General features: G+C 68.3%; 21 protein-coding genes and 1 tRNA gene. 10 read left to right on the forward strand and 12 right to left on the reverse strand.

The annotated features are described in order from the left end of the window. Nucleotides 1–2 precede the first annotated feature (2 nt). The 3 genes from ntrB to GA0116996_RS03940 all read right to left on the reverse strand — a co-directional run bounded on the left by ntrB (nt 3) and on the right by GA0116996_RS03940 (nt 3313). Nucleotides 3–893: a nitrate ABC transporter permease gene (gene ntrB / locus GA0116996_RS03930; RefSeq protein ID WP_092307499.1), complete on the reverse strand. Its 891-nt coding sequence runs from the start codon at nt 891–893 to the stop codon at nt 3–5. A gap of 31 nt (nt 894–924) precedes the next feature. Beyond that, entirely contained in the window at nt 925–2253 is a 1329-nt protein-coding gene (locus tag GA0116996_RS03935; protein WP_092307501.1) for a CmpA/NrtA family ABC transporter substrate-binding protein, read from the reverse strand. 421 nt (nt 2254–2674) lie between these two features. Beyond that, nucleotides 2675–3313, reverse strand: a complete 639-nt coding sequence (locus tag GA0116996_RS03940; protein ID WP_092307503.1) for an ANTAR domain-containing response regulator — start codon at nt 3311–3313, stop codon at nt 2675–2677. Nucleotides 3314–3520: 207 nt separating this feature from the next. On the opposite strand from GA0116996_RS03940, the gene GA0116996_RS03945 reads away from it, so the two are divergent. Then, the gene (locus GA0116996_RS03945; protein WP_092307505.1) at nt 3521–4222 is read left to right on the forward strand and encodes a fumarylacetoacetate hydrolase family protein; all 702 of its coding nucleotides are present in this window, start codon (nt 3521–3523) and stop codon (nt 4220–4222) included. Nucleotides 4223–4226: 4 nt separating this feature from the next. After that, nucleotides 4227–4874 (forward strand): maleylacetoacetate isomerase, encoded by a 648-nt coding sequence (gene maiA, locus GA0116996_RS03950; protein WP_092307507.1) that lies wholly within the window; start codon nt 4227–4229, stop codon nt 4872–4874. Between the two features lie 69 nt (nt 4875–4943). On the opposite strand, the gene ftsY is transcribed toward maiA, so the two are convergent. Further along, a complete protein-coding gene (gene ftsY, locus GA0116996_RS03955; protein WP_092307509.1) occupies nt 4944–6113 on the reverse strand; it encodes a signal recognition particle-docking protein FtsY in 1170 nt (389 codons plus the stop codon). A gap of 227 nt (nt 6114–6340) precedes the next feature. Here ftsY and GA0116996_RS03960 point away from each other — a divergent pair, with 227 nt between their 5' ends. The 5 genes from GA0116996_RS03960 to GA0116996_RS03980 all read left to right on the forward strand — a co-directional run bounded on the left by GA0116996_RS03960 (nt 6341) and on the right by GA0116996_RS03980 (nt 11037). Then, complete coding sequence (locus GA0116996_RS03960; protein ID WP_092307511.1) at nt 6341–7888, forward strand: M16 family metallopeptidase; 1548 nt, start codon at nt 6341–6343, stop codon at nt 7886–7888. A 10-nt stretch (nt 7889–7898) separates the two neighbouring features. Continuing rightward, nucleotides 7899–9281 carry a M16 family metallopeptidase gene (locus GA0116996_RS03965; RefSeq protein WP_092307512.1) on the forward strand — a complete coding sequence of 461 codons (1383 nt, stop codon included), beginning with the start codon at nt 7899–7901 and terminating at the stop codon, nt 9279–9281. A gap of 61 nt (nt 9282–9342) precedes the next feature. After that, nucleotides 9343–9990: a 16S rRNA (guanine(966)-N(2))-methyltransferase RsmD gene (gene rsmD / locus GA0116996_RS03970; protein WP_165835131.1), complete on the forward strand. Its 648-nt coding sequence runs from the start codon at nt 9343–9345 to the stop codon at nt 9988–9990. Nucleotides 9991–10223: 233 nt separating this feature from the next. Further along, nucleotides 10224–10709 (forward strand): pantetheine-phosphate adenylyltransferase, encoded by a 486-nt coding sequence (coaD, locus tag GA0116996_RS03975; protein WP_092307516.1) that lies wholly within the window; start codon nt 10224–10226, stop codon nt 10707–10709. Between the two features lie 67 nt (nt 10710–10776). Further along, nucleotides 10777–11037 carry a YfhL family 4Fe-4S dicluster ferredoxin gene (locus tag GA0116996_RS03980; RefSeq protein ID WP_092307518.1) on the forward strand — a complete coding sequence of 87 codons (261 nt, stop codon included), beginning with the start codon at nt 10777–10779 and terminating at the stop codon, nt 11035–11037. Nucleotides 11038–11177: 140 nt separating this feature from the next. Here GA0116996_RS03980 and GA0116996_RS03985 read toward each other — a convergent pair whose 3' ends face one another. The 8 genes from GA0116996_RS03985 to GA0116996_RS04020 form a co-directional block, all read right to left on the reverse strand. Then, nucleotides 11178–13037, reverse strand: a complete 1860-nt coding sequence (locus GA0116996_RS03985) for a PhoX family protein (protein ID WP_092307520.1) — start codon at nt 13035–13037, stop codon at nt 11178–11180. 206 nt (nt 13038–13243) lie between these two features. Then, a complete protein-coding gene (pth, locus tag GA0116996_RS03990; protein ID WP_092307521.1) occupies nt 13244–13840 on the reverse strand; it encodes an aminoacyl-tRNA hydrolase in 597 nt (198 codons plus the stop codon). Nucleotides 13841–13990: 150 nt separating this feature from the next. Then, a complete protein-coding gene (locus tag GA0116996_RS03995; protein WP_012351653.1) occupies nt 13991–14608 on the reverse strand; it encodes a 50S ribosomal protein L25/general stress protein Ctc in 618 nt (205 codons plus the stop codon). A gap of 144 nt (nt 14609–14752) precedes the next feature. Continuing rightward, entirely contained in the window at nt 14753–15706 is a 954-nt protein-coding gene (locus tag GA0116996_RS04000; RefSeq protein ID WP_018008696.1) for a ribose-phosphate pyrophosphokinase, read from the reverse strand. Nucleotides 15707–15802: 96 nt separating this feature from the next. Then, nucleotides 15803–15879 (reverse strand) — tRNA-Gln (locus tag GA0116996_RS04005). Nucleotides 15880–15938: 59 nt separating this feature from the next. Continuing rightward, on the reverse strand, nt 15939–16817 hold the full coding sequence (gene ispE / locus GA0116996_RS04010) for a 4-(cytidine 5'-diphospho)-2-C-methyl-D-erythritol kinase (protein WP_092308374.1): 879 nt from the start codon (nt 16815–16817) through the stop codon (nt 15939–15941). A 23-nt stretch (nt 16818–16840) separates the two neighbouring features. Beyond that, nucleotides 16841–17452, reverse strand: a complete 612-nt coding sequence (gene lolB, locus GA0116996_RS04015) for a lipoprotein insertase outer membrane protein LolB (RefSeq protein ID WP_092307523.1) — start codon at nt 17450–17452, stop codon at nt 16841–16843. A 91-nt stretch (nt 17453–17543) separates the two neighbouring features. Beyond that, entirely contained in the window at nt 17544–19484 is a 1941-nt protein-coding gene (locus tag GA0116996_RS04020) for a tetratricopeptide repeat protein (RefSeq protein ID WP_092307525.1), read from the reverse strand. Between the two features lie 153 nt (nt 19485–19637). On the opposite strand from GA0116996_RS04020, the gene mutM reads away from it, so the two are divergent. The 3 genes from mutM (at nt 19638) to mutY (ending at nt 24026) form a co-directional block, all read left to right on the forward strand. Continuing rightward, nucleotides 19638–20528, forward strand: coding sequence for a bifunctional DNA-formamidopyrimidine glycosylase/DNA-(apurinic or apyrimidinic site) lyase (gene mutM / locus GA0116996_RS04025; RefSeq protein ID WP_092307527.1), 891 nt, complete (start codon nt 19638–19640; stop codon nt 20526–20528). A gap of 260 nt (nt 20529–20788) precedes the next feature. Next, nucleotides 20789–22741, forward strand: coding sequence for a dynamin family protein (locus tag GA0116996_RS04030; RefSeq protein ID WP_092307528.1), 1953 nt, complete (start codon nt 20789–20791; stop codon nt 22739–22741). A 109-nt stretch (nt 22742–22850) separates the two neighbouring features. Continuing rightward, the gene (gene mutY / locus GA0116996_RS04035) at nt 22851–24026 is read left to right on the forward strand and encodes an A/G-specific adenine glycosylase (RefSeq protein ID WP_092307530.1); all 1176 of its coding nucleotides are present in this window, start codon (nt 22851–22853) and stop codon (nt 24024–24026) included. The last annotated feature ends 3 nt before the right edge of the window (nt 24027–24029 follow it).

The raw sequence follows: 24029 nt of genomic DNA on the forward strand, positions 1-24029 counted from the left end.
GGTCAATGGGTGCCGTAGCTGAAGCGCCGGGCCAGCGCCAGCAGCGCATGTTCCAGCAGCAGGCCGATCAGGCCGATGACGAAGATGGCGATCACGATGTGCTCCACCTTCAGGTTGTTCCACTCGTCCCACAGCCAGAAGCCGATGCCGGTGCCGCCGGTCAGCATCTCCGCCGCGACGATCACCAGCCAGGCCGTGCCGATCGACAGGCGCACGCCGGTCAGCATGTAGGGCAGCACCGCGGGCAACAGCACGCGCGTGAACACCTTCCACTCGGACAGGTCGAGCACGCGCGCCACGTTCAGGTAATCCTGCGGCACGCGCGTGACGCCCACCGCGGTGTTGATCACCATCGGCCAGATCGAGCAGATAAAGATCGCCCAGATCGCGGCGGGATTGGCGGCCTTGAACAGCAGCAGCCCGATCGGCAGCCACGCCAGCGGCGAGACCGGCCGCAGCAGGCTGATCACCGGCGCGGTCATGGCATTCAGAAAGGCGAAGCGCCCGATCAGGAAACCGGCCGGGATGCCGACCAGCGCGGCCAGGCCGAAGCCCGCCGCCACGCGCGCCAGCGACGCCAGCACGTTCCAGCCGATGCCCTGGTCATTGGGCCCGTTGCGGTAGAACGGGTCGGCGAACAGCGGCACCGCGGCGTTCCACGTCGCGCCAGGGGTGGGGATGGCCGGGATCATGGTGGCGATGCCGTGCCAGGCCAGCACGAACAGGGCGAAGCCCAGCAGCGGCGGCACCGCCTTGAGCACCAGCGCGGCGGCGGCGTCGCGGCGTGCCGCGCGCCGGGCCTGCGCGGAGATTTCCTGTTCGCGCCGGCGTGTCCGTTCCTTGGTGTCGGGATCGGCTGCGGCGTCGGGCGTGGTGGAGGCAATGGCATTCACGTCGGGCTCCTTTGGTCAGGGGCACTGCGGGTCAGGCGGCAAGCGAGCTGGCGGCCTTGATCTTGAAACCGTCGGCATAGGCTTTCGGGTCCTTGCCGTCCCAGACCACGCCGTCGATCAGCTTCGAGCTGCGCATGTCGCTCCTGGGCAGCGGCACCTGCGCGGCGGCGGCGGCCTGCTTGTAGATATCGATGCGATTGACCTGCCTGGCCACGGCGAGGTAATCCGGGTGGGCCTTGAGCAGGCCCCAGCGCTTGTGCTGCGTCAGGAACCACATGCCGTCGGACAGGAACGGGAAGTTCGCGTTGCCGTCCTGGTAGAACTTCATCGCGTCGGGGTCGTCCCAGGTCTTGCCCAGCCCGTTGGTGTAGCGGCCCAGCATCCGGTCGAGGATGATGTCCATGTCGGTATTGACATAGGACTTGGCGGCGATGGTCTCGGCGGTCTTGCGGCGGTTGGAAGCCGATGCGTCGATGAACTTCGACGCCTCCAGCACCGCGGCCACCATCGCGCGCGCTGTGTTGGGATGCTTCTGCACGAACTCGGCGGTGGTGCCCAAAGTCTTTTCCGGATGGTCCTTCCAGATTGCCTGCGTGGTCTCGGCGGTGAAGCCGATCTTGTCGGCAATCGCGCGCGCGCCCCACGGCTCGCCCACGCAGAAGCCGTCCATATTGCCCACGCGCATGTTCGCCACCATCTGCGGCGGCGGCACCGTGATGGCCTTGGCGTCCTGCATCGGGTTGATGCCGTTGGCCGCCAGCCAGTAGTACAGCCACATCGCGTGCGTGCCGGTCGGGAAGGTCTGGGCGAAGGTGTAGTCGCGCTTTTCCTTCGTCATCAGCGCCTTCAGGCTGGCGCCGTCGCGGACGCCTTTCTCGGCCAGCTTGGACGACAGCGTGATGGCCTGGCCGTTGTGGTTCAGGCTCATCAGCACGGCCATGTCTTTCTTCGGCCCGCCGATACCGAGCTGCACCCCATAGACCAGGCCGTAGAGCACGTGGGCCGCGTCCAGCTCGCCGTTGACCAGCTTGTCGCGCACGCCCGCCCACGAGGCTTCCTTGGTCGGTGTGATCTTGATGCCGTGCTTCTTGTCGAGCCCGAGCGCGGCGGCCATCACCACCGAGGCGCAGTCGGTCAGCGGGATAAAGCCGATGCGCACCTCGGTCTTCTCCGGCGCGTCCGAGCCGGCGGCCCAGGCGCCGGCGCGCACCAGCGGATCAACCAGCGTCATCACGCTGGCACCGGCGATGGTGGCCAGCGCACGGCGCCGGCCGCTGCTGGCCGGTACCGCGTCGGCAGCGGCGTCGGAGTGCTGGACGGCCGGGTGCAGCGGCCTGGCATGGCTGAGGCGAGAGGGCATTGCATGGCTCCAAGAAAAAAGCGTCCCCTGGCACCGCCGGCTTCGCCAGAAGACCGGTGCGCTGCGGGGACGCCGTTGTCCGTGGCGTGACGCGGCCCGCATTGGCCGTGTCCGCCTGAATTGTCGATCGGCCGCCGTTGGCCGATGCCTGCATGACGCAAGGCGTATGCCAGCACTGTGCGGTGCAACATTTCGGGGAGCGTTGTCCCGGAACGGGGCGCAATGGGGCGCAATGGGGCGCGGATGGGAGCGGAATGGGCGAGGTCGGTGCGTACGTGACGCGGTCCGGACACCGTCGAGGCCGTCCTGCGGCAAGGGACCGGCGACGCGGGCATGCGGGGTGGCGCCACGAACGTGCAGCGCACCAGCCGCGTGCGGCGTTGCACCGCGACGGCCGGCGCCGGGCGTTCAGCCCGGACGTTCAGCCCATCACGTCGATCACGCGCTGCGCGGCATCCACCAGCTTCAGCCCGCGTTCCATCGCCATGCTGCGCAGGCGCTTGTAGGCGTCTTCCTCGCTGAGCCCGCGCGCCTGCATCAGCAGGCCCTTGGCGCGCTCCACCACCTTGCGCTCGGCCAGCTTCAGCCGCGTGGCGTCGAGTTCGGCGCGCAGCTGCTGGTCCAGCTCGAAGCGCGCATAAGCGACATCGAGCACGGTCTTGACGCGCTCCGCGCGCAGGCCGTCGACGATATAGGCGGTAATGCCCGCGCTCAGGGCGGCCTTGATGCGCTGGCTGTCGTCGTTGTCGGTAAACAGCACGATCGGGCGCGGTGCATGCTGGGTCGAGACGCACACGTGCTCGATGGTGTCGCGCGCGGCGGACTCGGACGCGATGATCAGCATGTCGGGCTGGCTGGCGGTGATCACGTCGGGCAGCCGCAGGTCGGCGTCGACGATCTGGATCTCGGTGAAGCCCGCGTTCACCAGCCCGCTGCGGATGGTCTCGACGTTGAGGGGGTCGGCGTCGAGCGGGTCGCGCACGAGCAGGATGCGCAGCACCCGGCTGGTGGGCGCCGCGGTCGACGGCGTGGGCGTGGGGGGCGGATGGCGTCGTGTCATGGCTGGCTCTGTTGCAGTGCGCCATGCAAGATTCGCGCCGGCAGCGCCAGGGATGGCGCCCCAGTCCGGTGCGGCGGCGCTGCGAGCGTGCCTGGATTCATTGTATGCGGCCGTACGCAGGCCCCGGCCCGCGGTGTATCCTGTTGCCCTGCTGCGCCCGGCACCGGGTCCCGGCGCAGCACCGATCAGAACTATCTGGAGAGATGCATGACCGAATTCGTGTTCGCCCCGCCCGCGCCCGTCGGCGTGCCTGTGCGCGGCAGCCACGCCAGCTTTCCGGTCCGGCGCGTGTACTGCGTCGGCCGCAACTACGCCGCCCATGCCCGGGAAATGGGTTCGGACCCCGACCGCGAGCCGCCGTTCTTCTTCTGCAAGCCGTCCGATGCGGTCAGCTACGTCGCCGACGGCACCGAGGGCGCCTTCCCGTACCCGCCGGGCACCAGCAATTGCCACTATGAAGTGGAACTGGTTGTAGCGATCGGCAAGGGCGGCCGCGACATCCCGGTCGAGCAGGCCGCCGGCCATGTGTTCGGCTATGCCGTGGGCCTGGACATGACGCGCCGCGACCTGCAGAACGAATCGAAGAAGACCGGCCGCCCGTGGGAGACCGGCAAGGCCTTCGACCGCTCCGCGCCGATCGGCCCGATCGTGCCGGTTTCGGCCATCGGCCATCCGGAGAAGGGCGAGGTCACGCTGTCGGTCAACGGCGTGGAAAAGCAGCGCGGCGATCTCTCGGACCTGATCTGGTCGGTGCCGGAGATGGTGTCGTACTTGTCGAAGCTGTTCGAGCTGCAGCCCGGCGACCTGATCTTCAGCGGCACGCCCGAGGGCGTGGGGCCCGTGGTCAGGGGCGATGTCATGCAGTGCCACGTCGGCGGCGTGGGCGATCTCACCATCAAGGTAGTCTGAACCGATGCTCAAGCTTTACAGCTATTTCCGCAGTTCGGCCTCGTTCCGCGTGCGTATCGCGCTGGAACTGAAGGGCCTGTCCTATGACTACGTGCCGGTGCACCTGCTCAAGGAGGGCGGCCAGCAACTCAAGCCGGAGTTCCGCGCGGTGAACCCCGACGGCCTGGTGCCGGCGCTGGTCGATGGCGAGCACGTGCTGCAGCAATCGCTGGCTATCGTCGAGTACCTGGACGAGGTCCACCCCGAGCCGAAGCTGCTGCCCGGCACGGCGCTGGACCGCGCCTATGTGCGCGGCCTGGCGCAGGAAATCGCCTGCGAGATCCATCCGCTGAACAACCTGCGCGTGCTGAAGTACCTGAAGCACACGGTGGGCGTGACCGACGAGGTCAAGGACGCCTGGTACCGCCACTGGATCGAGCTTGGCTTTGCCTCGCTGCAAGCCAACCTGGAGCGCAGCGGCAAGGCCGGGCGTTTCTGCCTTGGCGACACGCCCACGCTGGCCGATGTGTGCCTGGTGCCGCAGGTGTTCAACGCGCAGCGCTTCAATATCGACGTGGCGCGCCATCCGGCGATCGCGAAGATCTATGAAGCGTGCATGGCGCTGCCGGCGTTCCAGAAGGCGGAGCCGAAGTCGCAGCCCGACGCGGAATAGTTTTTCGCACCGGCAAAGCACAAACGCCCCGGCACGGCCGGGGCGTTTTGTCTTGGAGGACGGCGGGATCTACCCCAGCAGCGCCTCGGCGAACTCCTCGGCCTTGAACGGCTGCAGGTCTTCCACCTTCTCGCCCACGCCGATGAAGTAGACCGGCACCGGGCGCTGGCGCGCGATCGCCGCCAGGATGCCGCCCTTGGCGGTGCCGTCGAGCTTGGTCACGATCAGGCCGGTGAGCCCGAGCGCGTCGTCAAAGGCGCGGGTTTGCTGCAGGGCGTTCTGGCCGGTATTGGCGTCGATCACCAGCAGCACCTCGTGCGGCGCGCTGGGCATGGCCTTGCTGATCACGCGCTTGACCTTCTTCAGCTCTTCCATCAGGTGCAGCTGCGTCGGCAGGCGCCCGGCGGTGTCGGCCATGACGATGTCGATGCCGCGCGCCTTGGCGGCGTTGACGGCGTCGAAGATCACCGCAGCCGGGTCGCCGCTTTCCTGGGCCACCACGGTGACGTTGTTGCGTTCGCCCCAGATCGCGAGCTGCTCGCGCGCGGCGGCGCGGAAGGTGTCGCCGGCGGCCAGCAGCACCTTCTGGTCATAGCGCTGGAAGTGCTTGCACAGCTTGCCGATGCTGGTGGTCTTGCCGGCGCCGTTGACGCCCGCAATCATCATCACCAGCGGCTGCTCGCGGCCCAGCGCCATGGTCTTTTCGAGCGGGCGCAGCAGCTGCGTCAGCAGCTCGCGCAGCGCCGCCTTGACGCCCTCGGCGGTTTCGATGCGCTCGGACCTGACGCGCTTGCGCAGTTCGCCGAGCAGGTATTCGGTGGCCTCGACGCCGGCGTCGGCCATCAGCAGCGCGGTTTCCAGTTCCTCGAACAGGTCCTCGTCGACCTTGACGCCGACGAACAGCGTGCCGAGGTTGCGGCTGGTCTTGGACAGGCCGGTGCGCAGGCGCTGCATCCAGCCCTGCCGGGCTTCGGCGCTGGGCGCGGGCGGCGGCACCAGCTCCAGCGCCTCGGCGGCCACTGGCGCGGGCGCGGGCGGGGGCACTTGCGCCGGCACGGGGACGGGCACGGGAACCGGCACGGGCGCGGGGGCTGGCGTGGGCGTTGGCGTTGGCGTCGGGGACGGTGCCGGGGCGGGCGCGGGCACCTCCGGCGCGGGGGCCGGGGCTGCCACGGGCGCCTCGACGGGGGCCTCGACGGGCGTCGGCTCGGCCTTGCGCTTCTTCCAGAAACTAAACATTGGGGAACGGGGTCAATACCGGGGCCGAAACCCTGGCGGCAGCCACTGCCGCAGGCAACCGGTGATTAATCAATGGGTTACGCAGGCTTCGCGAGGACCGGGGAGAAACCGTTGTGGTCCTGGCCGGCGATTGCGTATAGTTCGCTACACGTGTTTACTACATGGCAGATTCGCGCGCAGCGTTGCCCACGCGAGTCGATCGGCAAAATTTTAACAGACGGGGTCGCATGAACCATTGCGCTGTCATGACCGCAACGGGCGCACCAGGCAGTCACGCCGCCGCCCAAACGCGCATCCAACGCCACGCACCGCCTTTCCGGATTCTTCCCGCCCGCGCGGCGCGGCTTGCGCGGCGTGCCATTCCCGCGCTGCTGCTGGCCGCGCTGCCCTGGTCCCAGCCCGTGGCGGCGCAGGGCGTGGTGGCCTCGCCGATGCCGGGTGCGCAGACCGCCCCTGCCGGCGCCACCGCCCACGGCACGACCGAATACCGCCTGTCCAACGGACTGCGGCTGATCGTCAAGGAAGACCACCGCGCCCCGACCGTGGCACATCAGGTCTGGTACCGCGTCGGCGGCATCGACGAGGTCAGCGGCACTACCGGCGTGGCTCACATGCTGGAACACATGATGTTCAAGGGCACGCCCAAGGTCGGCGTGGGCGAATTCTCGAAGCAGGTGGCGGCCCTGGGCGGGCGCGAGAACGCCATGACCAACCGCGACTTCACCATGTACTACCAGCAGATCGGCAAGCAGTACCTGCCGAAAATGATGGAGCTTGAAGCCGACCGCATGGCCAATCTGGTCATCACCAAGGACGAGTTCGAGCGCGAGATGAAGGTGGTGATGGAAGAACGCCGCCTGCGCACCGACGACTCCGCGCGCGGCACGGTGTACGAGCAGCTGCTGGCCACGGTCTACACCGCCGCCGCCTACCGCCACCCGGTGATCGGCTGGATGGACGACCTCGTCAACATGCGCGTCGACGACGTCAAGGACTGGTATCGCCACTGGTATGTGCCCAACAACGCCACGGTGATCGTCACCGGCGACGTCAGGGCCGACGAAGTGCGCGCGCTGGCCGAGCGCTACTACGGCAAGCTCAAGCCACGCGCGCTGCCGGCGCGCAAGGACCAGGAAGAGCCGGCGCAGAAGGGCATCAAGCGCATCTGGGTCAAGGCGCCCGCCGAGAACCAGTACATGGTGATGGCCTACAAGGTGCCGCGCTTGCGCGACGTCGAGAAAGACGTCGATCCCTATGCGCTCGAGGTGCTGGCGGCCGTGCTCAACGGCTACGACAACGCGCGCCTGACCCGCGAACTGGTGCGCGAGCAGCGCCTGGCCGACGATGTCAATGTCGGCTACGACAGCATCAATCGCGGCGAGTCGCTGTTCGTGCTCGACGGCACGCCGGCGGCGGGCCACAACACCGACGAGATCGAGCGCGCGCTGCGCGCGGAGATCCAGCGCATCGCGCGCGAAGGCGTGTCGCCGGAAGAGCTCAAGCGCGTCAAGGCGCAGGTGGTGGCCGGCCAGATCTACAAGCGCGATTCGGTATTCGGGCAGGGCATGGAGATCGGCGTGGCCGAGATCTCGGAGATCTCCTGGCGCCAGATCGATCGCATGCTCGACAAGATCAAGGCCGTCACGCCGGCGCAGGTGCAGGCCGTCGCCGCGAAGTATTTCAACGACGACAACCTGACCGTGGCCACCCTGGTGCCGCAGCCGATCGATCCGAACAAGCCCAAGTCGCAGGCCCCGTCGGGCCTGCGCCACTGAGAACAAGGCGATGACCCAGTCCGTCACTTCCGCGCGGCGCCCGCTGCGCAAACTGGCCGGCGCCGCGTTCGGCGCCGTGGTGCTGCTGGCCGCGCAGCTGGCGCAGGCAGCGATCCCGATCGAACACTGGACCGCGTCCACCGGCGCCCGCGTGTTCTTCGTGCACAGCCCGTCGATCCCGATGCTCGACATCAATATCGACTTCGACGCCGGCAGCCGCTATGACCCGCAGGGCAAGGCCGGACTGGCCACGCTGACCGCGGCCCTGCTGGACAAGGGCGCCGCCGCGCAGGACGGCCAGCCGGCGCGCGACGAGGCGAAGATCGCCGATGCCTTTGCCGATACCGGCGCCGCCTTTGGCGGCGCCGCCGGCGGCGACCGCGGCGGCATCGGGTTGCGTACCCTGACCGCGCAGCCGGAGCTGGACCAGTCGGTCGCGCTGGCGGCGCAGCTGATCAAGGCACCGACCTACCCGGATGCCGTGGTCGGGCGCGAAAAGCAGCGCCTGATCACCGCCATCCGCGAGGCCGATACCAAGCCCGGCGTGATTGCCGACAAGGCGCTGGCCCGGGCCATGTATCCCGACCATCCCTACGGCATTGCCGCGACCCCGGACAGCGTGGCGTCGATCACGCGCGACGACATCGTCGGCTTCTGGCGCGACAACTATGGCGCGCAGCGCGCGGTGGTGACGCTGATCGGCGCGGTCGACCGCAAGCAGGCCGAGGCCATCGCCGAGCAGCTGACGCGCGGGCTGCCACCCGGCCGTGCCGCCCCCACGCTGCCGCAGGTGCGGCTGAGGATCGCGCCCAGCGAGCAGCGCCTGCCGCACCCGGCGCAGCAGTCCAGCGTGGCGCTGGGCCAGCCGGCGATCGCGCGCGGCGACCCTGACTATTTCGCGCTGCTGGTGGGCAACTACGTGCTCGGTGGCGGCGGCTTCAGCTCGCGCCTGACCGACGAAGTGCGCGAGAAGCGCGGCCTGACCTACGGCGTGGACAGCTACTTCGCGCCGTCCAAGCAGCCGGGGCCGTTCGGCATCAGCCTGCAGACCAAGAAGGCCCAGACCGACGAGGCGCTGGCGTTGGTGCGCCAGGTGCTGGCGCGCTTTGTCGCCGAAGGCCCGAGCGAGAAGGAACTGCGCGCGGCCAAGGACAACCTGGTCAACGGTTTCCCGCTGCGCATCGACAACAACCGCAAGCTGCTGACCAACGTGGCCAACATCGGCTGGTACGGGCTGCCGCTCGATTACCTCGATACCTGGACCGCGCAGATCGGCAAGGTCACGCGCGAGCAGGTCAGGGCGGCGTTCCAGCGTCATGTGCACCCGGACAACATGGCCACGGTGATCGTCGGCGGGCCGGTGGGCACCGCGCCCACGGCTTCGCGGCAGTGATGCCGGCGGTGACGGCGGCATCGCCTGCGGCGGAGCCTGCCGCAGGCTCTACAATCACGGCATGAATTCGCGTTCCCGATTGCCCTCGCCCGCGCCTCGCGGGCGATCTCCCGTCTCTCCCGTGCCGCGCCAGGCACCCGCGCAGGTCCGCATCATCGGCGGACGCTGGAAGCGCACGCTGCTGCCGGTGCCTGACGCCCAGGGCCTGCGCCCGACCCCCGACCGCGTGCGCGAGACCCTCTTCAACTGGCTGGGCCAGGACCTGTCCGGGGTGGAATGCCTGGACCTGTTCGCCGGCTCCGGCGCGCTCGGCTTCGAGGCTGCCTCGCGCGGCGCGGCCGCGGTGACGCTGGTCGAGTCCAATGCGCGCGTGGCCAGGCAATTGCGCGACAACGTGACCCGGCTCGATGCCGGGCAGGTGCGCGTGCTGCAAGGCGACGCCTTCGCCATTGCCGCGCAGTTGCCGGACGCCAGCTTCGACGTGGTGTTCCTCGATCCGCCGTTCGCCGAGGACTGGATAGGGCCGTCGCTGGCGCACGCGGCGCGGCTGTCGCGCCCGGGCGGGGCGGTCTATGTCGAGACCGACCACCCGCTGACCGGCGCCGATGCGCCGGTGCCGGCCGCGCTCGAAATCGTGCGGCACGCGCGCGCCGGGGCGGTGCATTTCCACCTGCTGCAGCACCGCGTGCCGGGCAACGGCGCCGGCTGATCCGCCAGGCCGGTGGCGCGGCGGTTCCGGAACGGGGAAGGGACCCTTCCTGATTGCGGAACCGATTCTTAGCTGCACCGCCGCAAAACGGTGCCCGCGGCGACTTCCAAGCGGGGCATTTAGGGTTACACTACGCCGCTGTCACAACGCTCGCGACGCAGCACCCACGCCGGCCCGGCCGGTGCAAGAGGCGGCCCCTCCACGGCCGGCAGCGGGCAGATCAAGGAGGAAGTATGGTCAGCGCGGTCTATCCCGGCACCTTCGATCCAATGACCCGGGGACACGAGGATCTGGTCCGCCGTGCGTCGAACATCTTCGACGAACTGGTGGTCGGCGTGGCGCAGAGCCCCAACAAGCGCCCGTTCTTTTCGCTCGAAGAGCGCATCAGCATTGCCCGCGAAGTGCTCGGGCACTATCCCAACGTGCGGGTCGAGGGCTTTTCCGGGCTGCTCAAGGACTTCGTGCGCAAGAACAATGCGCGCGTGATCGTGCGCGGCCTGCGCGCGGTGTCCGATTTCGAGTACGAGTTCCAGATGGCGGGCATGAACCGCTACCTGCTGCCCGACGTCGAGACCATGTTCCTGACCCCGTCGGACCAGTACCAGTTCATCTCCGGCACCTTCGTGCGCGAGATCGCGGTGCTGGGCGGCGACGTCAGCAAGTTCGTGTTCCCGTCGGTGGAACGCTGGCTGCAAGAGAAAATCGCCAAACCGGAATAAAATACGGCTTCAGACACGTCAGACCGCGGCCAGTCGGGCGCGGGCGTGTCCGCAGGAAGGAAACACCATGGCGCTGATGATCACCGACGACTGCATCAACTGCGACGTTTGTGAACCCGAGTGCCCGAACGAAGCCATTTCGATGGGGCCCGAGATCTATGAAATCGACCCCAACAGGTGCACCGAGTGCGTCGGCCACTTCGACGAGCCGCAATGCCAGCAGGTCTGCCCGGTTGCATGCATCCCCAAGGACCCGAACCGCGCCGAGACCCATGAGGTCCTGATGCAGCGGTACCGGCTGCTGACCGCGGCCCGGCACGCGGCCTGACACCGGCCACGCTTCGCTCACCCGCGCCTGGTTCGCTCACGCTTATCCGGCTTGCGCCGCGCAAAAAAAGCCCCCGGCACCGCAAGGTGACGGGGGCTTAACCTTTCCCCAATTACTACGGTTACTGCCTACTGCACTGGTCAGGCACCGATCGGCTTGCCGTCGGCACGGCGCACCACGATGGTGGACGAGCGCGCCGGCTTGGTCGGGTCCGGCCACGTGCCGGTCGGGTGCTGGATGTTGATGAAGCAGGTGGTCAGGTCCGGCGTGTAGGCGATGCCGGTGATCTCGCAACCGGTCGGGCCCGCCAGGAAACGCTTGGACTGGCCCGTCGGCGAGATGTAGTACATGCTGTTGTTGCCGAAGGTGCCGGTGTAGGTGGCGCTGGTGCTCGAATCGGTCTGCACCCACAGGCGGCCCTTGGGATCGACGCGCAGGCCGTCCGGGCTCGAGAACGTATCGCCGTTGATGTTGCCCTTCAGGTTGTCCGTGGCCAGCGACGGGTCGCCGGCCTGCAGCAGGATGCTCCAGGTGAAGGTCGTGGCCAGCGGCGAATTGCCGGCTTCATTCCACTTGACGATATGGCCGTGCAGGTTGTTCTTGCGCGGGTTGGCGGCGTCGGTCTGCTGGCGGCCGCTGTTGTTGGTCAGCGTGCAGTAGAGCGTGTTGTCCAGTGCCGCGGTGATCCACTCGGGGCGGTCCATCAGCGTGCCGCCAGCCACGCGCGCGGCCGACTTGGTGTTGATCAGCACGTCGGCCTGGGTGGCGAAGTCGACCGTGGTCGGTGCCGGCGACACCGCCGACTGGGTCCAGTTGCCCGGGTCCGAGGCACCGACGGTCAGGCCGTTCTTGCCCTGCGACAGTTCGATCCACTGGCCGCTGCCGTCGGCGTTGAACTTCGCCACGTACAGCGTGCCGGTGTCCAGCAGGTTGGCGTTGGCGGCGCGGTTGTTCGGATCGAAGGCCTTGCTCGGAACGAACTTGTAGATGCAGCCCGGGGTGCCGTCGTCGCCCATGTAGAAGGCCACGTTGTTGTTGGCATCGGTGATGTAGGCGACGTTCTCGTGGTCGAAGCGGCCCATCGCGGTGCGCTTGGCCGGCGCGCCCAGCGTGCCGTACGGGTCGATCTCCACCACCCAGCCGTAGCCGTTGTCGGCCTGGCTCGGGTCGATGTAGTTGTCGGTGCTTTCCTCGCAGGTCAGGTAGGTGCCCCACGGGGTGTGGCCGCTCGAGCAGTTGTTGAGCATGCCGACCACGGTTGCGCCGACCACCGGTGCCGCCGGGCCGCCCACGCGGTACAGCGTGTTGCCGGTGTAGCGCTTGTTGTAGATCGAGTCGCGCTTGACCTGCCACTTGCCGCTGGCGGCCAGTTCCACTTCGATCACCGAAATGCCCACCGCCGACAGGGCGATGCGCTTTTGCTCCGGGCTCGCGGTGGCGGCGTCGTAGGCGGTCGGGAACAGGATTTTGTAGTCCGGCAGCTCGTGGTTGATCGCCAGCAGGCCACCCTTCTGCGGATCGACGCCGGGCAGCGCGAAGTAGTGCATGCCGTCGTGGTTGCCGCCTGCCTGGCGCTCGGTCTCGGCCGACGACTGGAAGGCGCCGGCATAGCCGGTGGCGCCGGCTTCGACCGGGTCGCCGGCGGAGAACAGCACGTCGACGCTGTAGCCGCTGGGCACCACCACGGTATCGGCGGTGGACTTGGCGATCGGCTCGAAGGTGACCTCGTAGCTCGGCGTGGCCGGCGCCGGGGCCGGAGCGGGTGCCGGGGCAGGAGCCGGTGCGGGCGCCGGAGCCGGAGCGGGATCGTCATCGCCGCCGCAGGCGGCCAGCAGGCCGCTGCCGAATGCCGACACCAGCGACAGGCCCAGGCCGCCGCGCAGCACCCGGCGGCGGGCCGGGTTGGCGGCGACGATGTCCTCGAGCATCTGGCCGGGCACGTCAACGTCGGGCTTGGCGGCGCGGCTTGCGGCGCGCGCTTCGTCGGTCAGGTACGACATGGGCTTTCCTCCTGTGGGATGTCATGCGCATCGGCAACCATGCGATACCGACGCGATTGGAAACCCCGCAATTTAGGTGGTGCCCATGGCACTTTGATGACACTATGTCTGCAACTGCAGACCGGTGCGGCCAAACGACGACGGGCCGCGGATGCGGCCCGTTTTCATGCTGCTGTCGCAGAAATATGCTGGCTGGCGTGCGGCGCTCAGCGCGCGGTATGCAGCTGCGCCATGGCGCGCTCGGTATCGCCGCGCGCCAGCAGGCCGAGCGGCTCGATGCAGCGGTCGATCGCGGCATCGATGGCTTCCTGCTCCTCGCGCCGCGGTGGCTTGAGCACGAAATTGACCACGTCCTCGCGGCCCGCGCCGGCACCGCCGGGCGCATTGCGCGGATGGCCCACGCCCAGGCGCAGGCGCCAGTAGTCCTGCGTGGTCAGGTGGGCCGAAATGTCCTTCAGGCCGTTGTGGCCGCCCGCGCCGCCGCCGCGCTTGAGCTTGGCGGCGCCCGCCGGCAGGTCCATCTCGTCATGCACGACCACGATCTCGCCGGGCAGGATCTTGTAGAAGCGCGCCAGCGACACCACCGCCAGGCCGGAGCGGTTCATGAAGGTCGACGGCTTGAGCAGCCAGATCTCCTGGTCCCAGAGCCGCGCGCGCGCGGCCAGCCCATGGAAGCGGCCCTCCACGCGCAGCGTGGCGCCGCCCATGCGGGCCAGCTGGTCCACCAGCCAGAAGCCGGCGTTGTGCCGGGTGGCCTCGTACTCCGCACCGGGATTGCCGAGGCCGACGATAAGCTTGATCATGCGTATGACTGTGTCGTTGGCGCGCGGGACTGCGCCACAGGCGCCAAGGATACCGAAAAACCGGCAGTCCGCTGCCGGGCGAAAAAAAACCGCCGCAAGAGCGGCGGTTTCTTCGTGGCGCGGCCCGCGGGCCGCCACCGCTGCGACAGCTTAGGCAGCCGGGGTTTCGCCAGCGGCTTCGCCGCCTTCGGCAGCTTCCGACACGGCACCAGCCGGTTGCGAGATGCTGGCGATGGCCGGGTTGTCGTCACCGTGGGTGATCACGGTCACGCCCTTCGGCAGCTTCAGGTCGGACAGGTGCAGGGTCTGGCCCAGTTCCATGGCGCCGACATCGACTTCGATGAACTCGGGCAGGTCGGCCGGCAGGCACGACACTTCCAGGTCGTTGACGATGTGGTTGACCAGGCCGTGGCCCAGCTTCACGCCAGGAGCGGTTTCCTGGTTCATGAAGTGCAGGGGCACCTTGACGTGGATCTTGTCGTTGGCCGACACGCGCTGGAAATCGACGTGCAGCACCAGCGGCTTGAACGGGTGCATCTGGAATGCGCGCAGCAGCGCCTTTTCCGACTTGCCAGCGACTTCCAGGTCGAGGATCGACGAGTGGAACGCTTCCTTCTTCAGGGCGTGCCACAGCGCGTTGTGATCCAGTTCGATCATCTTCGGCTCGGCGGCGCCGCCGTAGATGATGCCGGGGGTCTTGCCCGAATTGCGCAGGCGGCGGCTCGCACCCGTTCCCTGTACGCTACGCTCGAAAGCGACAACTTTCATGATGACTCCAAATGTAAGAAGGCTGTCCGCGACCAGACAGCCTCGTTGCGGCGCAAAGGCAAATATATGCGCCGATCCAGTCACGCCGGGCGCCGCATTGCCGTAAGACAGGCGGCGCTCAACGCAGTAAAGCCTTATATTCTATCAGGAACCCGCGAACAGCGACATGATCGAGTCGCCCTTGATAATGCGGGTGAAGGTCTCGGCCAGCAGCGGGGCGGTCGAGAGCTGACGGATCTTGGTGCACTTGGCGGCTTCTTCGGACAGCGGGATGGTGTCGCACACCACCACTTCGTCCAGCGCCGAATCCGCGATGCGGGCCGCCGCGCCGCCCGACAGCACGGGGTGCGTGCAGTAGGCGAAGACCTTCAGCGCACCGCGCTCCTTCAGCACCTGGGCGGCCTTGCACAGCGTGCCGCCGGTGTCGATCATGTCGTCCATGATGACGCAGTTGCGGCCTTCGACTTCACCGATGATGTTCATCACCTCGGCCACGTTGGCCTTGGGACGGCGCTTGTCGATGATGGCCAGGTCGCAGTTCAGTTCCTTGGCCAGCGCGCGGGCACGGACCACGCCGCCGACGTCCGGCGAGACCACCAGCAGGTCGCCGTAGTTCTTCTCGCGCAGGTCGCCCAGCAGTACCGGCGAAGCGTAGATGTTGTCGACCGGGATATCGAAGAAGCCCTGGATCTGGTCGGCGTGCAGGTCCATCGTCAGCACGCGCTCGACGCCGGCGACTTCCAGCATGTTGGCCACCACTTTGGCCGAGATCGCCACGCGCGCCGAACGCGGGCGGCGGTCCTGGCGGGCATAGCCGAAGTAGGGCATGGCGGCTGTGATGCTGCGTGCCGAGGCGCGCTTGAGCGCATCGACCATCACCATCAGTTCCATCAGGTTGTCGTTGGTCGGCGCGCAGGTGGACTGCAGCACGATGACGTGCTTGCCGCGAACGTTTTCCTGGATTTCGACCTGGACTTCACCGTCGGAGAAACGGCCAACCTGAGCCTTGCCCAGCGGAATGCCGAGGTGCTGTACGACAGCCTCCGCGAGTTTGGGGTTGGCGTTGCCGGTAAATACCATCAAGCCTTCGCTGCTCATTCGGGGCACCTGTCTTGCTGCTGGGGGAGCTTGGTGTCACCGGCGCAGCCGGTGACTTGGAGATATCGTGTTCCGTTAGGACACTATAGGAAGTAATGGCAGGGGAAGAAGGATTCGAACCTTCGAATGCCGGAATCAAAATCCGGTGCCTTGACCAACTTGGCGACTCCCCTACACAACCGGGCCGTTCTTCGTGGTACCAAACTGCCGTACCGCGCCGAACGATAACTTGCTATGCGAACGTCGCGAGCGGGTGATGTGCCAGACTTCTCACACACCTGCCATCCCATTCGGGCGGCAACCTTTCCAAAACCTGCTGCGCTGTTTTTGCGTCAGGAAAACGCGCAAACACGCAGGCTCCGGAGCCGGTCATCCGGGCATGCTGATTGTGTTGCTTCAGCCATGCCAGGGCTCGGGCGACTTCGCCGAACTTCGCTGTTGCTATCGGTTCCAGGTCGTTGCGACCGAAATCGAATTTGTTTGTGCGAGCAGCGAAGACCGCAATTATGGAGACGGGCGTATCCCTTGTCAAGCACTCGTCCGAAAAAATTTCAGCGGTGGGCACATGCTGTTTCGGATGGATGATCACGAACCAGCTGTCGGGCAGCTCGACCGGCGTGAGTTCCTCGCCGATGCCCTGCGCAAAGGCGTTCTGCCCGAGCACGAACACCGGCACGTCGGCGCCCAGCGTCAGCCCGATCCGCATCAGCTCGGCGCGTGTCAGCCCCAGGCCCCACAGGTGGTTCAGCGCCAGCAGCGTGGTGGCGGCGTCGGAAGAGCCGCCGCCAATGCCGCCGCCCATCGGCAGCACCTTGTCGAGGGCGATGTCGGCGCCGAAGCTGGTCCCGGAGGCGGCCTGGAGCGCGCGCGCGGCCCGCACCACCAGGTCGGTCTCGGCCGGCACGCCGGGCACGTCAGTGACGCGCGTGACCACGCCGTCGTCGCGGCGGCGGAAATGCAGCGTATCGCACCAGTCGATCAGCTGGAACACGGTCTGCAGCGTGTGGTAGCCGTCGGCGCGGCGGCCGGTCACGTGCAGGAACAGGTTGAGCTTGGCCGGCGCGGGGCAGTCGCGCAGTTCGGGCGGGGGCAGGGGATGGCTGCGTGGCATGGTGCGTGATGGCGCGGCGCCCGTCATGGCGTCTGAGGATCGATGACCAGCCGCACCGACAGCGGATTGCTGCCGGCGTCGCGCGCCAGGTCGATTCGGCGCGGCACCTGGGTGGCGGCAGTCCCGCTGGCGGGCGTCTCCTGCCAGGCGACGTAGCGCACGGTCCAGCCGTTCTGCGCCAGCGTCGCCAGCCGGCCCTGCTCGTCGCGCGTGGCGCGCGCCGGCGTGCCCTGGGTGGGGCGCCCGTGCAGCCAGTCGCGCATGCCGGCCACCGGCAGCGCGAAGCCGAGCGCCTCCTCCATCAACGTGTCGACCTCGGGCGCGTTGCGCGGCGGCTGGTTGGGCAGGTCGAGCGTGGCGCCCGACGGCGTGGCGGTGACCACGGCCAGGGTCTGGCCGAGCGGCGAGACCAGGTCGAGCCGCACGTTGCGGCCCTGCTCCTCCCAGCGGAAGCTGCCCTGCACGCCCTCGTCGCGCCCGTAGCGCACGTAATTCGCGGAAAAGCGGCCGGTGTACTGCTGGTTCGCGGCGTCCTGGTCGACATCGAAGCTGCGCGACGGCGCCACGCTGGCGCACGCCTGCAGCAGCAGGGGCGCGCCAAGCCAAAGCAGCGCCAGGCGTCGGGATCGGTTCATGGGCATGGTCGTGAGAACGGCGGCGCGGCGGCCGCCGGGCTGACGGGAATCCGGCGCCGCGGGCGGGGCGAGCCGGCCGCGGCGCACGGGCTTACTTGGACGGCTGCACGTTGACCTTGTAGCGGCGCAGCGTGTCGATCAGGGTCTCGTTCTCGGGATCGATGCGCACGGCCTCGGTCCAGGTCTTGCGGGCCTCGTCGTGTTCGCCGAGCTGCCACAGCACCTCGCCGAGGTGCGCTCCGATTTCAGCCTCGGGGGCCTTGGCATAGGCGTTGCGCAGCAGCGCGGCCGCGGGCTGCAGGTCGCCCATGCGGAATTTGACCCAGGCCAGGCTGTCCATGATGTACGGATCGTCCGGACCCAGCTCGGAAGCACGCTCCAGCAGCTTGAGCGCCTCGGGCAGGCGCTCGTTGCGGTCCGCCAGCGAATAGCCGAGGGCGTTGTAGCCCTGCTTCTGCTGCGGCTGCAGCGCAATCACGCGACGCAGGCCGGTTTCCATGCTGGCGTAGCGCTTCTGGCGCTCGTCGAGCATGGCCAGCTCGTAGATCCAGTCGGCGTTGTCGGGCTCCGCCGCGATGCGGTCGTTCAGCACCTTGCGGGCGCGGTCGTAGGCCTTGGTTTCCATCAGCGTGGCCACTTCGGCCTGGCGGATGGCGGTCACGCGCTGCGAGCGCTGGGTGGGATCGGAGATGTCCTCGGCGTCGCTGAGCATCTCGCCGAACAGTGCCTGCGCGTCGTCGAGCTTGCCCATGCGCGCCAGCAGCTGGGCGCGCTTGGCGGTGGCCGCCGGCGCCAGGCGGATGTCCTCGATGCGATCGAGCCAGCGGATCGCGCCCGCGTAATCCTTGCGCTCCTCGGCGATCTGCGCCAGGTATTGGTAGGCGATATCGGGATTGGCGCTTGGCTGTTTCTCGACCAGCTGCAGGTATTCCTGCAGGTACTGCTCGGCCTCGCCGTAGTTCTTGGCCTGCAGGCTGGTCAGGCCCAGCGCCAGCGGCACGCGCGGGTCGGCGGGCGCCACCCTGCGCAGCGTCTCGAATTCCTGGCGGGCCGCCGGCATGTCGTTCTTCAGCAGGTACAGCCGCGCCAGCGTGATATGGCCGTTGACCGATTCGGGCGACTTTTCCAGGAAGCGCTTGAGCACTGCCACGGCTTCGTCGGGCTGCTTCTCGGCGCGCAGTTCGGCCGACATCAGCGCGGCCGCTTCATAGCCCGGCCGCAACCGCAAGGCCTGGTCGAGCGCGGCCAGCGCGCCCGGCTCGTCGCCGGCCACTTCGCGCGCGCGCGCCAGTGCCAGCTGGGTCTCCGGGAGCTTGATTTCGTTGCGGGTCAGGTCCTGCAGCAGCGTGGCCGCGCCGGCCGGATCGCTGGTACGCGACAGCTGCTGCTGCAGCTGCAGGATGGCATCGCCGCGCTGGCTGGCCGGCACCGCAGCCAGTTGCTGCTGCAGCAGCGGGCGGGCGTCGTCCCAGCGGCCGTTGAGCACCAGCAGCGTCGACAGCACCTGGCCGGCGGCCGGCGAGGTCGGGGTGATTTCCTTCCACAGACGTGCGGCGTCAAGCGCCTGCTGCGGGATGCGCGCGTTGAAGGCGATCTCGGTGGCACGCTGGGCGAAGCGCGGGTCGCGGGTCTGACGCGCCAGTTCCAGGTAGGTGCGGTAGGCCGGGCCGACCAGGCCGCGCTGGATGGAAATCTCGGCGGCCAGCACCATATAGACGATATCGTCGGTCAGCTCCAGCGACGGCAGTGCCGGGCGCGCGGGCTTGGCCGCCGGGGTGTCCGCCGCGGCCAGTTGCAGCATGGGCAGCGAACCGGCGCCGACCGGGGGCGCCGCGTAGCTGGCGCTTGCCGCTGCCAGCAGCGCGCCGGCGGCCAGTGCGCGCACATGGCGTCGCGGCGCCTGCCACCAGCGGGCCAGGGTGCCGGCACGGCGCGCCGTGCGCGAGCCGGCACCCGGCGATGTGGTCAGGCCGCCGCCCGCGGTGGCTTGCAACGTGGAGTCCGGCATCAGGTCCGGCATCAGGTCCGACATGTATTGAGTGCTCCGGCGCGCGCTGGCGAAGGATGGGAGATTGCGCATTGATAAGGGCATTGTAGCCTGCCGCTACAATGCGCTGCTTGGCGCCGCAGGCCGGTGCCGCCAGGCGCTGCAGGAGTTTTGAGCGGTAACCAACGGAGAGGTTCGATGCCTGAATTGCCCGAGGTCGAGGTGACCCGGCGCGGCTTGCTGCCGCATGTGGTGGGGCGGCGCATCGCCGCGGTCACGGTACGCCACCGCGGCCTGCGCTGGCCGGTCGACCCCGGACTCGAAGCCTGCCTGGCCCAGCGCCTGGTGCGCCGCATCGAGCGCCGCGGCAAGTATCTGCTGCTCGAATGCGTCAGCGCCGACGCGGCGCAGCCGGTCGGCTGGCTGCTGGTGCATCTCGGCATGACGGGCACGCTGCGGGTCCTGCCCGAGGCGCCGCCGCCGGGCGTGCACGACCACTTCGACCTGGTGCTCGAAGCCGGGCCCGGCGCAGCGTCGGCAGCGGCACCGGACCAGCAGCCGGGTACCATCGTGCTGCGCTTCCGCGATCCGCGCCGCTTCGGCGCCATCCTCTGGACCACGCTGCCGGAGGCGGAGCTGCCGTCGCATCCGTTGCTGAGCACCCTGGGCATCGAGCCATTCGATCCCGCCTTCGACGGCGCCTGGCTGCACCGCCATACGCGCGGTCGCAGTGCCGCGATCAAGACCGTGCTGCTGTCCGGCGCGATCGTGGTCGGGGTGGGCAACATCTACGCGTCCGAAAGCCTGTTCCGTGCCGGCATCCACCCGACCACCCCGGCCGGGCGCCTGAGCCGCGCGCGTTGCGACCGGCTGGCGCAGGCGGTGCGGGACACCCTGGCGCAAGCGATCGAGCGCGGCGGCAGCACGCTGCGCGACTTTGTCGGCAGCGACGGTGCCAGCGGCTACTTCCAGCTCGATTGCTTTGTCTACGACCGCGCCGGCCTGCCGTGCAAGGTGTGCGCCAAGCCGGTGCGCCAGATCGTGCAGGGCCAGCGTTCCACCTTCTATTGCACCAACTGCCAGCACTGATCGCCGGGGGCGGAGTGCTTCAGGGACCGCCCGCTGCCGCGGGTCGATGGCTCGGCGCAACACTGGCGGGGCCACTGGCATCCAAGGGACGCGAATTCCACAAAAGCGCCGTGGAAACCTGTATCGTGTGCGCAGTCATAAAAAGTTACAAAATGGCCGGCCGCGCGTGAACGGCAGGGGCGGACCGGCATTGCGTAAACACGGGCATGCCGCACAGGGTGGCTGGCCCCGAGGCAAAACCCAGCCAGCCCAACAGGTCCATGACAACGCTCGCCCACCAATTCGAACAATACGGCGCCTGGAGAACCGGAGTCCTCCAGTCACTGGCCGAATTCCAGTCCTGGCTGCAGCAGCACGACCTGTACGATGCGCAGGCCGACGATCGCGTGCAGCGCATCCAGAGCGTGCTGCGCAGCGACCGCCTCAAGGTCGCCTTCATCGCCGAGTTCTCGCGCGGCAAGAGCGAACTGATCAACGCCATCTTCTTTGCCGACTATGGGCGCCGCATCCTGCCGTCGTCGGCGGGGCGCACCACCATGTGCCCGACCGAGCTGCGCTACGACGAGGCCGAGCCGCCCAGCATCCGCCTGCTGCCGATCGAGACGCGCCTGCAGGACGCCTCCACCGCAGACTTCATCGAGGCCGGCACTTCGGCATCGCACTGGCATTCGGTGCCGCTGGACCCGTCGTCGCCCGAGGGCATGCTCGAGGCGTTCCAGCACGTGGTGCAGACCATGCGCGTGCCGCCCGAGCAGGCCGAGGCGCTGGGGCTGTACCACGAGAATGACCCCGATGCCGCCTATGCGGTCGATGCCGAGGGCATGGTCGAGATCTCGCGCTGGCGCCACGCCGTCATCAATTTTCCGCATCCGCTGCTGCGCCAGGGCCTGGTGATCCTCGACACGCCGGGGCTGAACGCGATCGGCACCGAACCCGAGCTGACGCTGCGGCTGATTCCGGATGCGCACGTGGTGGTGTTCGTGCTGGCCGCCGACGCGGGCGTGACCAAGAGCGACCTGGAGCTGTGGCGCAGCCATGTCGGCGCCGGGCACCGGCGCGGCTGCCTGGCGGTGCTCAACAAGATCGACGGGCTGTGGGATCCGCTGCGCCAGCCGGGCGAGATCGCGCAGGAAATCGCGCGGCAGGTGTCGACCACCGCGCAGGTGCTGGGCATCGAGCAATCGCGCGTGTATCCGGTGTCGGCGCAGAAGGGACTGGTGGCCAAGGTCACGCACGACGACACCCTGCTCGCGCGCAGCGGCCTGCCGGAGTTCGAGCACGTGCTGTCGGACCAGCTGATTCCGCGCCGGCGCGAGATCGTCTCGGACCAAGTCTACCGGCTGGTGCAGGACATGGCGCGCGCCGCGCAGCAGCTGCTGCAGAGCCGCCGCCGCGATATCGTCGAGCAGCTGTTCGAGCTGCGCGGACTGCGCGGCAAGAACCATGCGATGGTCAAGCACATGCTGATGCGGGTGCAGGGCGAGAAGGACGAGTTCGAGCAGAGCATCAGCAAGTTCCAGGCGCTGCGCCTGGTCTTCGGCCGGCACAGCGCCGACATCATCAAGAGCCTGCAATTGCGCGACGTGCGCCGCACCATGCGCAGCGCGCGCGAGCAAATGAAGGAGCGCTTCTTTTCGCGCGGCATGCGCGAGGACATGGAAGCATTGTTCGCGCAGTTGAGCGGGCTGGTCAGCGATGCCGACAACAAGATCGGCCAGCTGCACCAGCTGATCGAAAGCATGTACCGGCGCTTCAATGCCGAACACGGCTTCACGCTGCCCGCGCCGATGCAGTTCACCGCCGAACGCTACCTGGCCGAACTGCAGGAGACGCTGCGGCTGGTGCAGGCGCATTTCGGCACGATCAGCATGCTGACGCGCTCGCGCCCGCAGCTGGTGCAAAGCGCGTTCAACACCATGGCCAGCCGGGTGCTGGAGAATTTCCGCGGCCTCAACCGCGACATCGAGGTCTGGCTCAAGTCGGTGATGACGCCGCTGGAAGCGCAGGTGCGCGAACACCAGAAGCAGCTGCGCCGGCGCGTCGATTCGATCGAGCGCATCCATGAGGCCACCGATACGCTGGAAAGCCGCATCGCGCAGCTGGAAGAAGTGCTGAACGGGCTGGACGAACGCAGCGGACGGATCGAAGGCTTTGCCCAGCGGCTGATGCGGCCGGGGAGCGATGCGGACAGTGCCAGCCTTGCGGTAGCGTAGCCGCTTTCGACGGCTTCGTCGGCCGGTATATCATGTGGCGCCGCGCCTTGCGGCGCCTTTTTCTTTGGCGCGCCGATGTCCCATGTCAGCGCGCCACGTTGCCACACCGATGCCCCGCAAACCAGCCCTCCGTACCGCTCCCGCCCTGCCTGACGACCTCTGCGTGCCCCCCGACTTCGGCGCGCGCGTCGTCACGTGGCAGCGCCGGCACGGGCGGCACGACCTGCCCTGGCAGAACACCCGCGACCCGTACCGCATCTGGCTGTCCGAGATCATGCTGCAACAGACCCAGGTCAGCGCGGTGATCGACTACTTCCAGCGCTTCGTCGCGCAACTGCCCACGGTGCAGGATCTGGCGGCCGCGCCTGCCGACCAGGTGATGGCGCTGTGGGCCGGGCTGGGCTATTACTCGCGCGCGCGCAACCTGCACCGCTGCGCCATGCAAGTGGTCACCGAGCACGGCGGGCGCTTCCCCACTGACCCCGCGGTGCTGGTCACGTTGCCGGGCATCGGCCGCTCCACCGCGGCGGCCATTGCGGCGTTCAGCGCCGGGGTGCGTTCGCCGATCCTGGACGGCAACGTCAAGCGGGTGTTCGCGCGCTGCTTCGGCATCCATGGCCATCCGGGCGAGCGCGCGGTGGAAGCGCGCATGTGGCAACTCGCGGAACTGGCCTTGCCGGCACCTGGCCCGCACCAGGCCGACGACATGGTCGCCTATACGCAGGGACTGATGGACCTCGGCGCGACGGTGTGCTCGCGCGGCAAGCCTGCCTGCCTGGCCGATGCCGCAGCTTGCCCGCTGTCCGCCGATTGTGTCGCGCGCCGCGACGGCCTGACCGGCGTGCTCCCTGCGCCCAAGCCGCGCGCGGCGATCCCCGAGCGCAGCACGGTGATGCTGCTGGTGCGGCGCGAGCGTGAAGTGCTGCTGCGCCTGCGTCCGGACAGCGGCATCTGGGGCGGCCTGTGGAGCCTGCCGGAAATGCCGGTCGACACCGTTCCCTTCGACGCGGAGGCCGCCGAGGTCCGCGCGCTCGACTACGCGCGCGCTTTCGGCAGCCCCGCGCGCGCCGTGCTGGCCGGCGAGCTGACCCATATGTTCACGCACTTCCGCCTGCTGATCCGCGCCATCCGGGTCGACCTCGACGCGGAGGCGAACGTGCTGCGGCAGGACAGCGCGACGCCGGCCGGGCAGCGCTGGCTGTCGCTCGACGATCTCGATGCGCTGGGCACGCCCGCGCCTGTGCGCCGGCTGCTTGAGGACCAGGCGCGGGCGGGCTTGTTCTGAAGC

Origin of the sequence: Cupriavidus alkaliphilus, assembly GCF_900094595.1 — a bacterium.
Classification (GTDB): Bacteria; Pseudomonadota; Gammaproteobacteria; order Burkholderiales; family Burkholderiaceae; genus Cupriavidus; species Cupriavidus alkaliphilus.

What these genes read in the sequence shown, in the direction of transcription:
- GA0116996_RS03935 (WP_092307501.1), bottom strand. Translation starts at nt 2,253, where the DNA reads ATGCCCTCTCGCCTCAGCCATGCCAGGCCGCTGCACCCGGCCGTCCAG.
- GA0116996_RS03940 (WP_092307503.1), bottom strand. Translation starts at nt 3,313, where the DNA reads ATGACACGACGCCATCCGCCCCCCACGCCCACGCCGTCGACCGCGGCG.
- GA0116996_RS03945 (WP_092307505.1), top strand. Translation starts at nt 3,521, where the DNA reads ATGACCGAATTCGTGTTCGCCCCGCCCGCGCCCGTCGGCGTGCCTGTG.
- maiA (WP_092307507.1), top strand. Translation starts at nt 4,227, where the DNA reads ATGCTCAAGCTTTACAGCTATTTCCGCAGTTCGGCCTCGTTCCGCGTG.
- ftsY (WP_092307509.1), bottom strand. Translation starts at nt 6,113, where the DNA reads ATGTTTAGTTTCTGGAAGAAGCGCAAGGCCGAGCCGACGCCCGTCGAG.
- GA0116996_RS03960 (WP_092307511.1), top strand. Translation starts at nt 6,341, where the DNA reads ATGAACCATTGCGCTGTCATGACCGCAACGGGCGCACCAGGCAGTCAC.
- GA0116996_RS03965 (WP_092307512.1), top strand. Translation starts at nt 7,899, where the DNA reads ATGACCCAGTCCGTCACTTCCGCGCGGCGCCCGCTGCGCAAACTGGCC.
- rsmD (WP_165835131.1), top strand. Translation starts at nt 9,343, where the DNA reads ATGAATTCGCGTTCCCGATTGCCCTCGCCCGCGCCTCGCGGGCGATCT.
- coaD (WP_092307516.1), top strand. Translation starts at nt 10,224, where the DNA reads ATGGTCAGCGCGGTCTATCCCGGCACCTTCGATCCAATGACCCGGGGA.
- GA0116996_RS03980 (WP_092307518.1), top strand. Translation starts at nt 10,777, where the DNA reads ATGGCGCTGATGATCACCGACGACTGCATCAACTGCGACGTTTGTGAA.
- GA0116996_RS03985 (WP_092307520.1), bottom strand. Translation starts at nt 13,037, where the DNA reads ATGTCGTACCTGACCGACGAAGCGCGCGCCGCAAGCCGCGCCGCCAAG.
- pth (WP_092307521.1), bottom strand. Translation starts at nt 13,840, where the DNA reads ATGATCAAGCTTATCGTCGGCCTCGGCAATCCCGGTGCGGAGTACGAG.
- GA0116996_RS03995 (WP_012351653.1), bottom strand. Translation starts at nt 14,608, where the DNA reads ATGAAAGTTGTCGCTTTCGAGCGTAGCGTACAGGGAACGGGTGCGAGC.
- GA0116996_RS04000 (WP_018008696.1), bottom strand. Translation starts at nt 15,706, where the DNA reads ATGAGCAGCGAAGGCTTGATGGTATTTACCGGCAACGCCAACCCCAAA.
- ispE (WP_092308374.1), bottom strand. Translation starts at nt 16,817, where the DNA reads ATGCCACGCAGCCATCCCCTGCCCCCGCCCGAACTGCGCGACTGCCCC.
- lolB (WP_092307523.1), bottom strand. Translation starts at nt 17,452, where the DNA reads ATGAACCGATCCCGACGCCTGGCGCTGCTTTGGCTTGGCGCGCCCCTG.
- GA0116996_RS04020 (WP_092307525.1), bottom strand. Translation starts at nt 19,484, where the DNA reads ATGTCGGACCTGATGCCGGACCTGATGCCGGACTCCACGTTGCAAGCC.
- mutM (WP_092307527.1), top strand. Translation starts at nt 19,638, where the DNA reads ATGCCTGAATTGCCCGAGGTCGAGGTGACCCGGCGCGGCTTGCTGCCG.
- GA0116996_RS04030 (WP_092307528.1), top strand. Translation starts at nt 20,789, where the DNA reads ATGACAACGCTCGCCCACCAATTCGAACAATACGGCGCCTGGAGAACC.
- mutY (WP_092307530.1), top strand. Translation starts at nt 22,851, where the DNA reads ATGCCCCGCAAACCAGCCCTCCGTACCGCTCCCGCCCTGCCTGACGAC.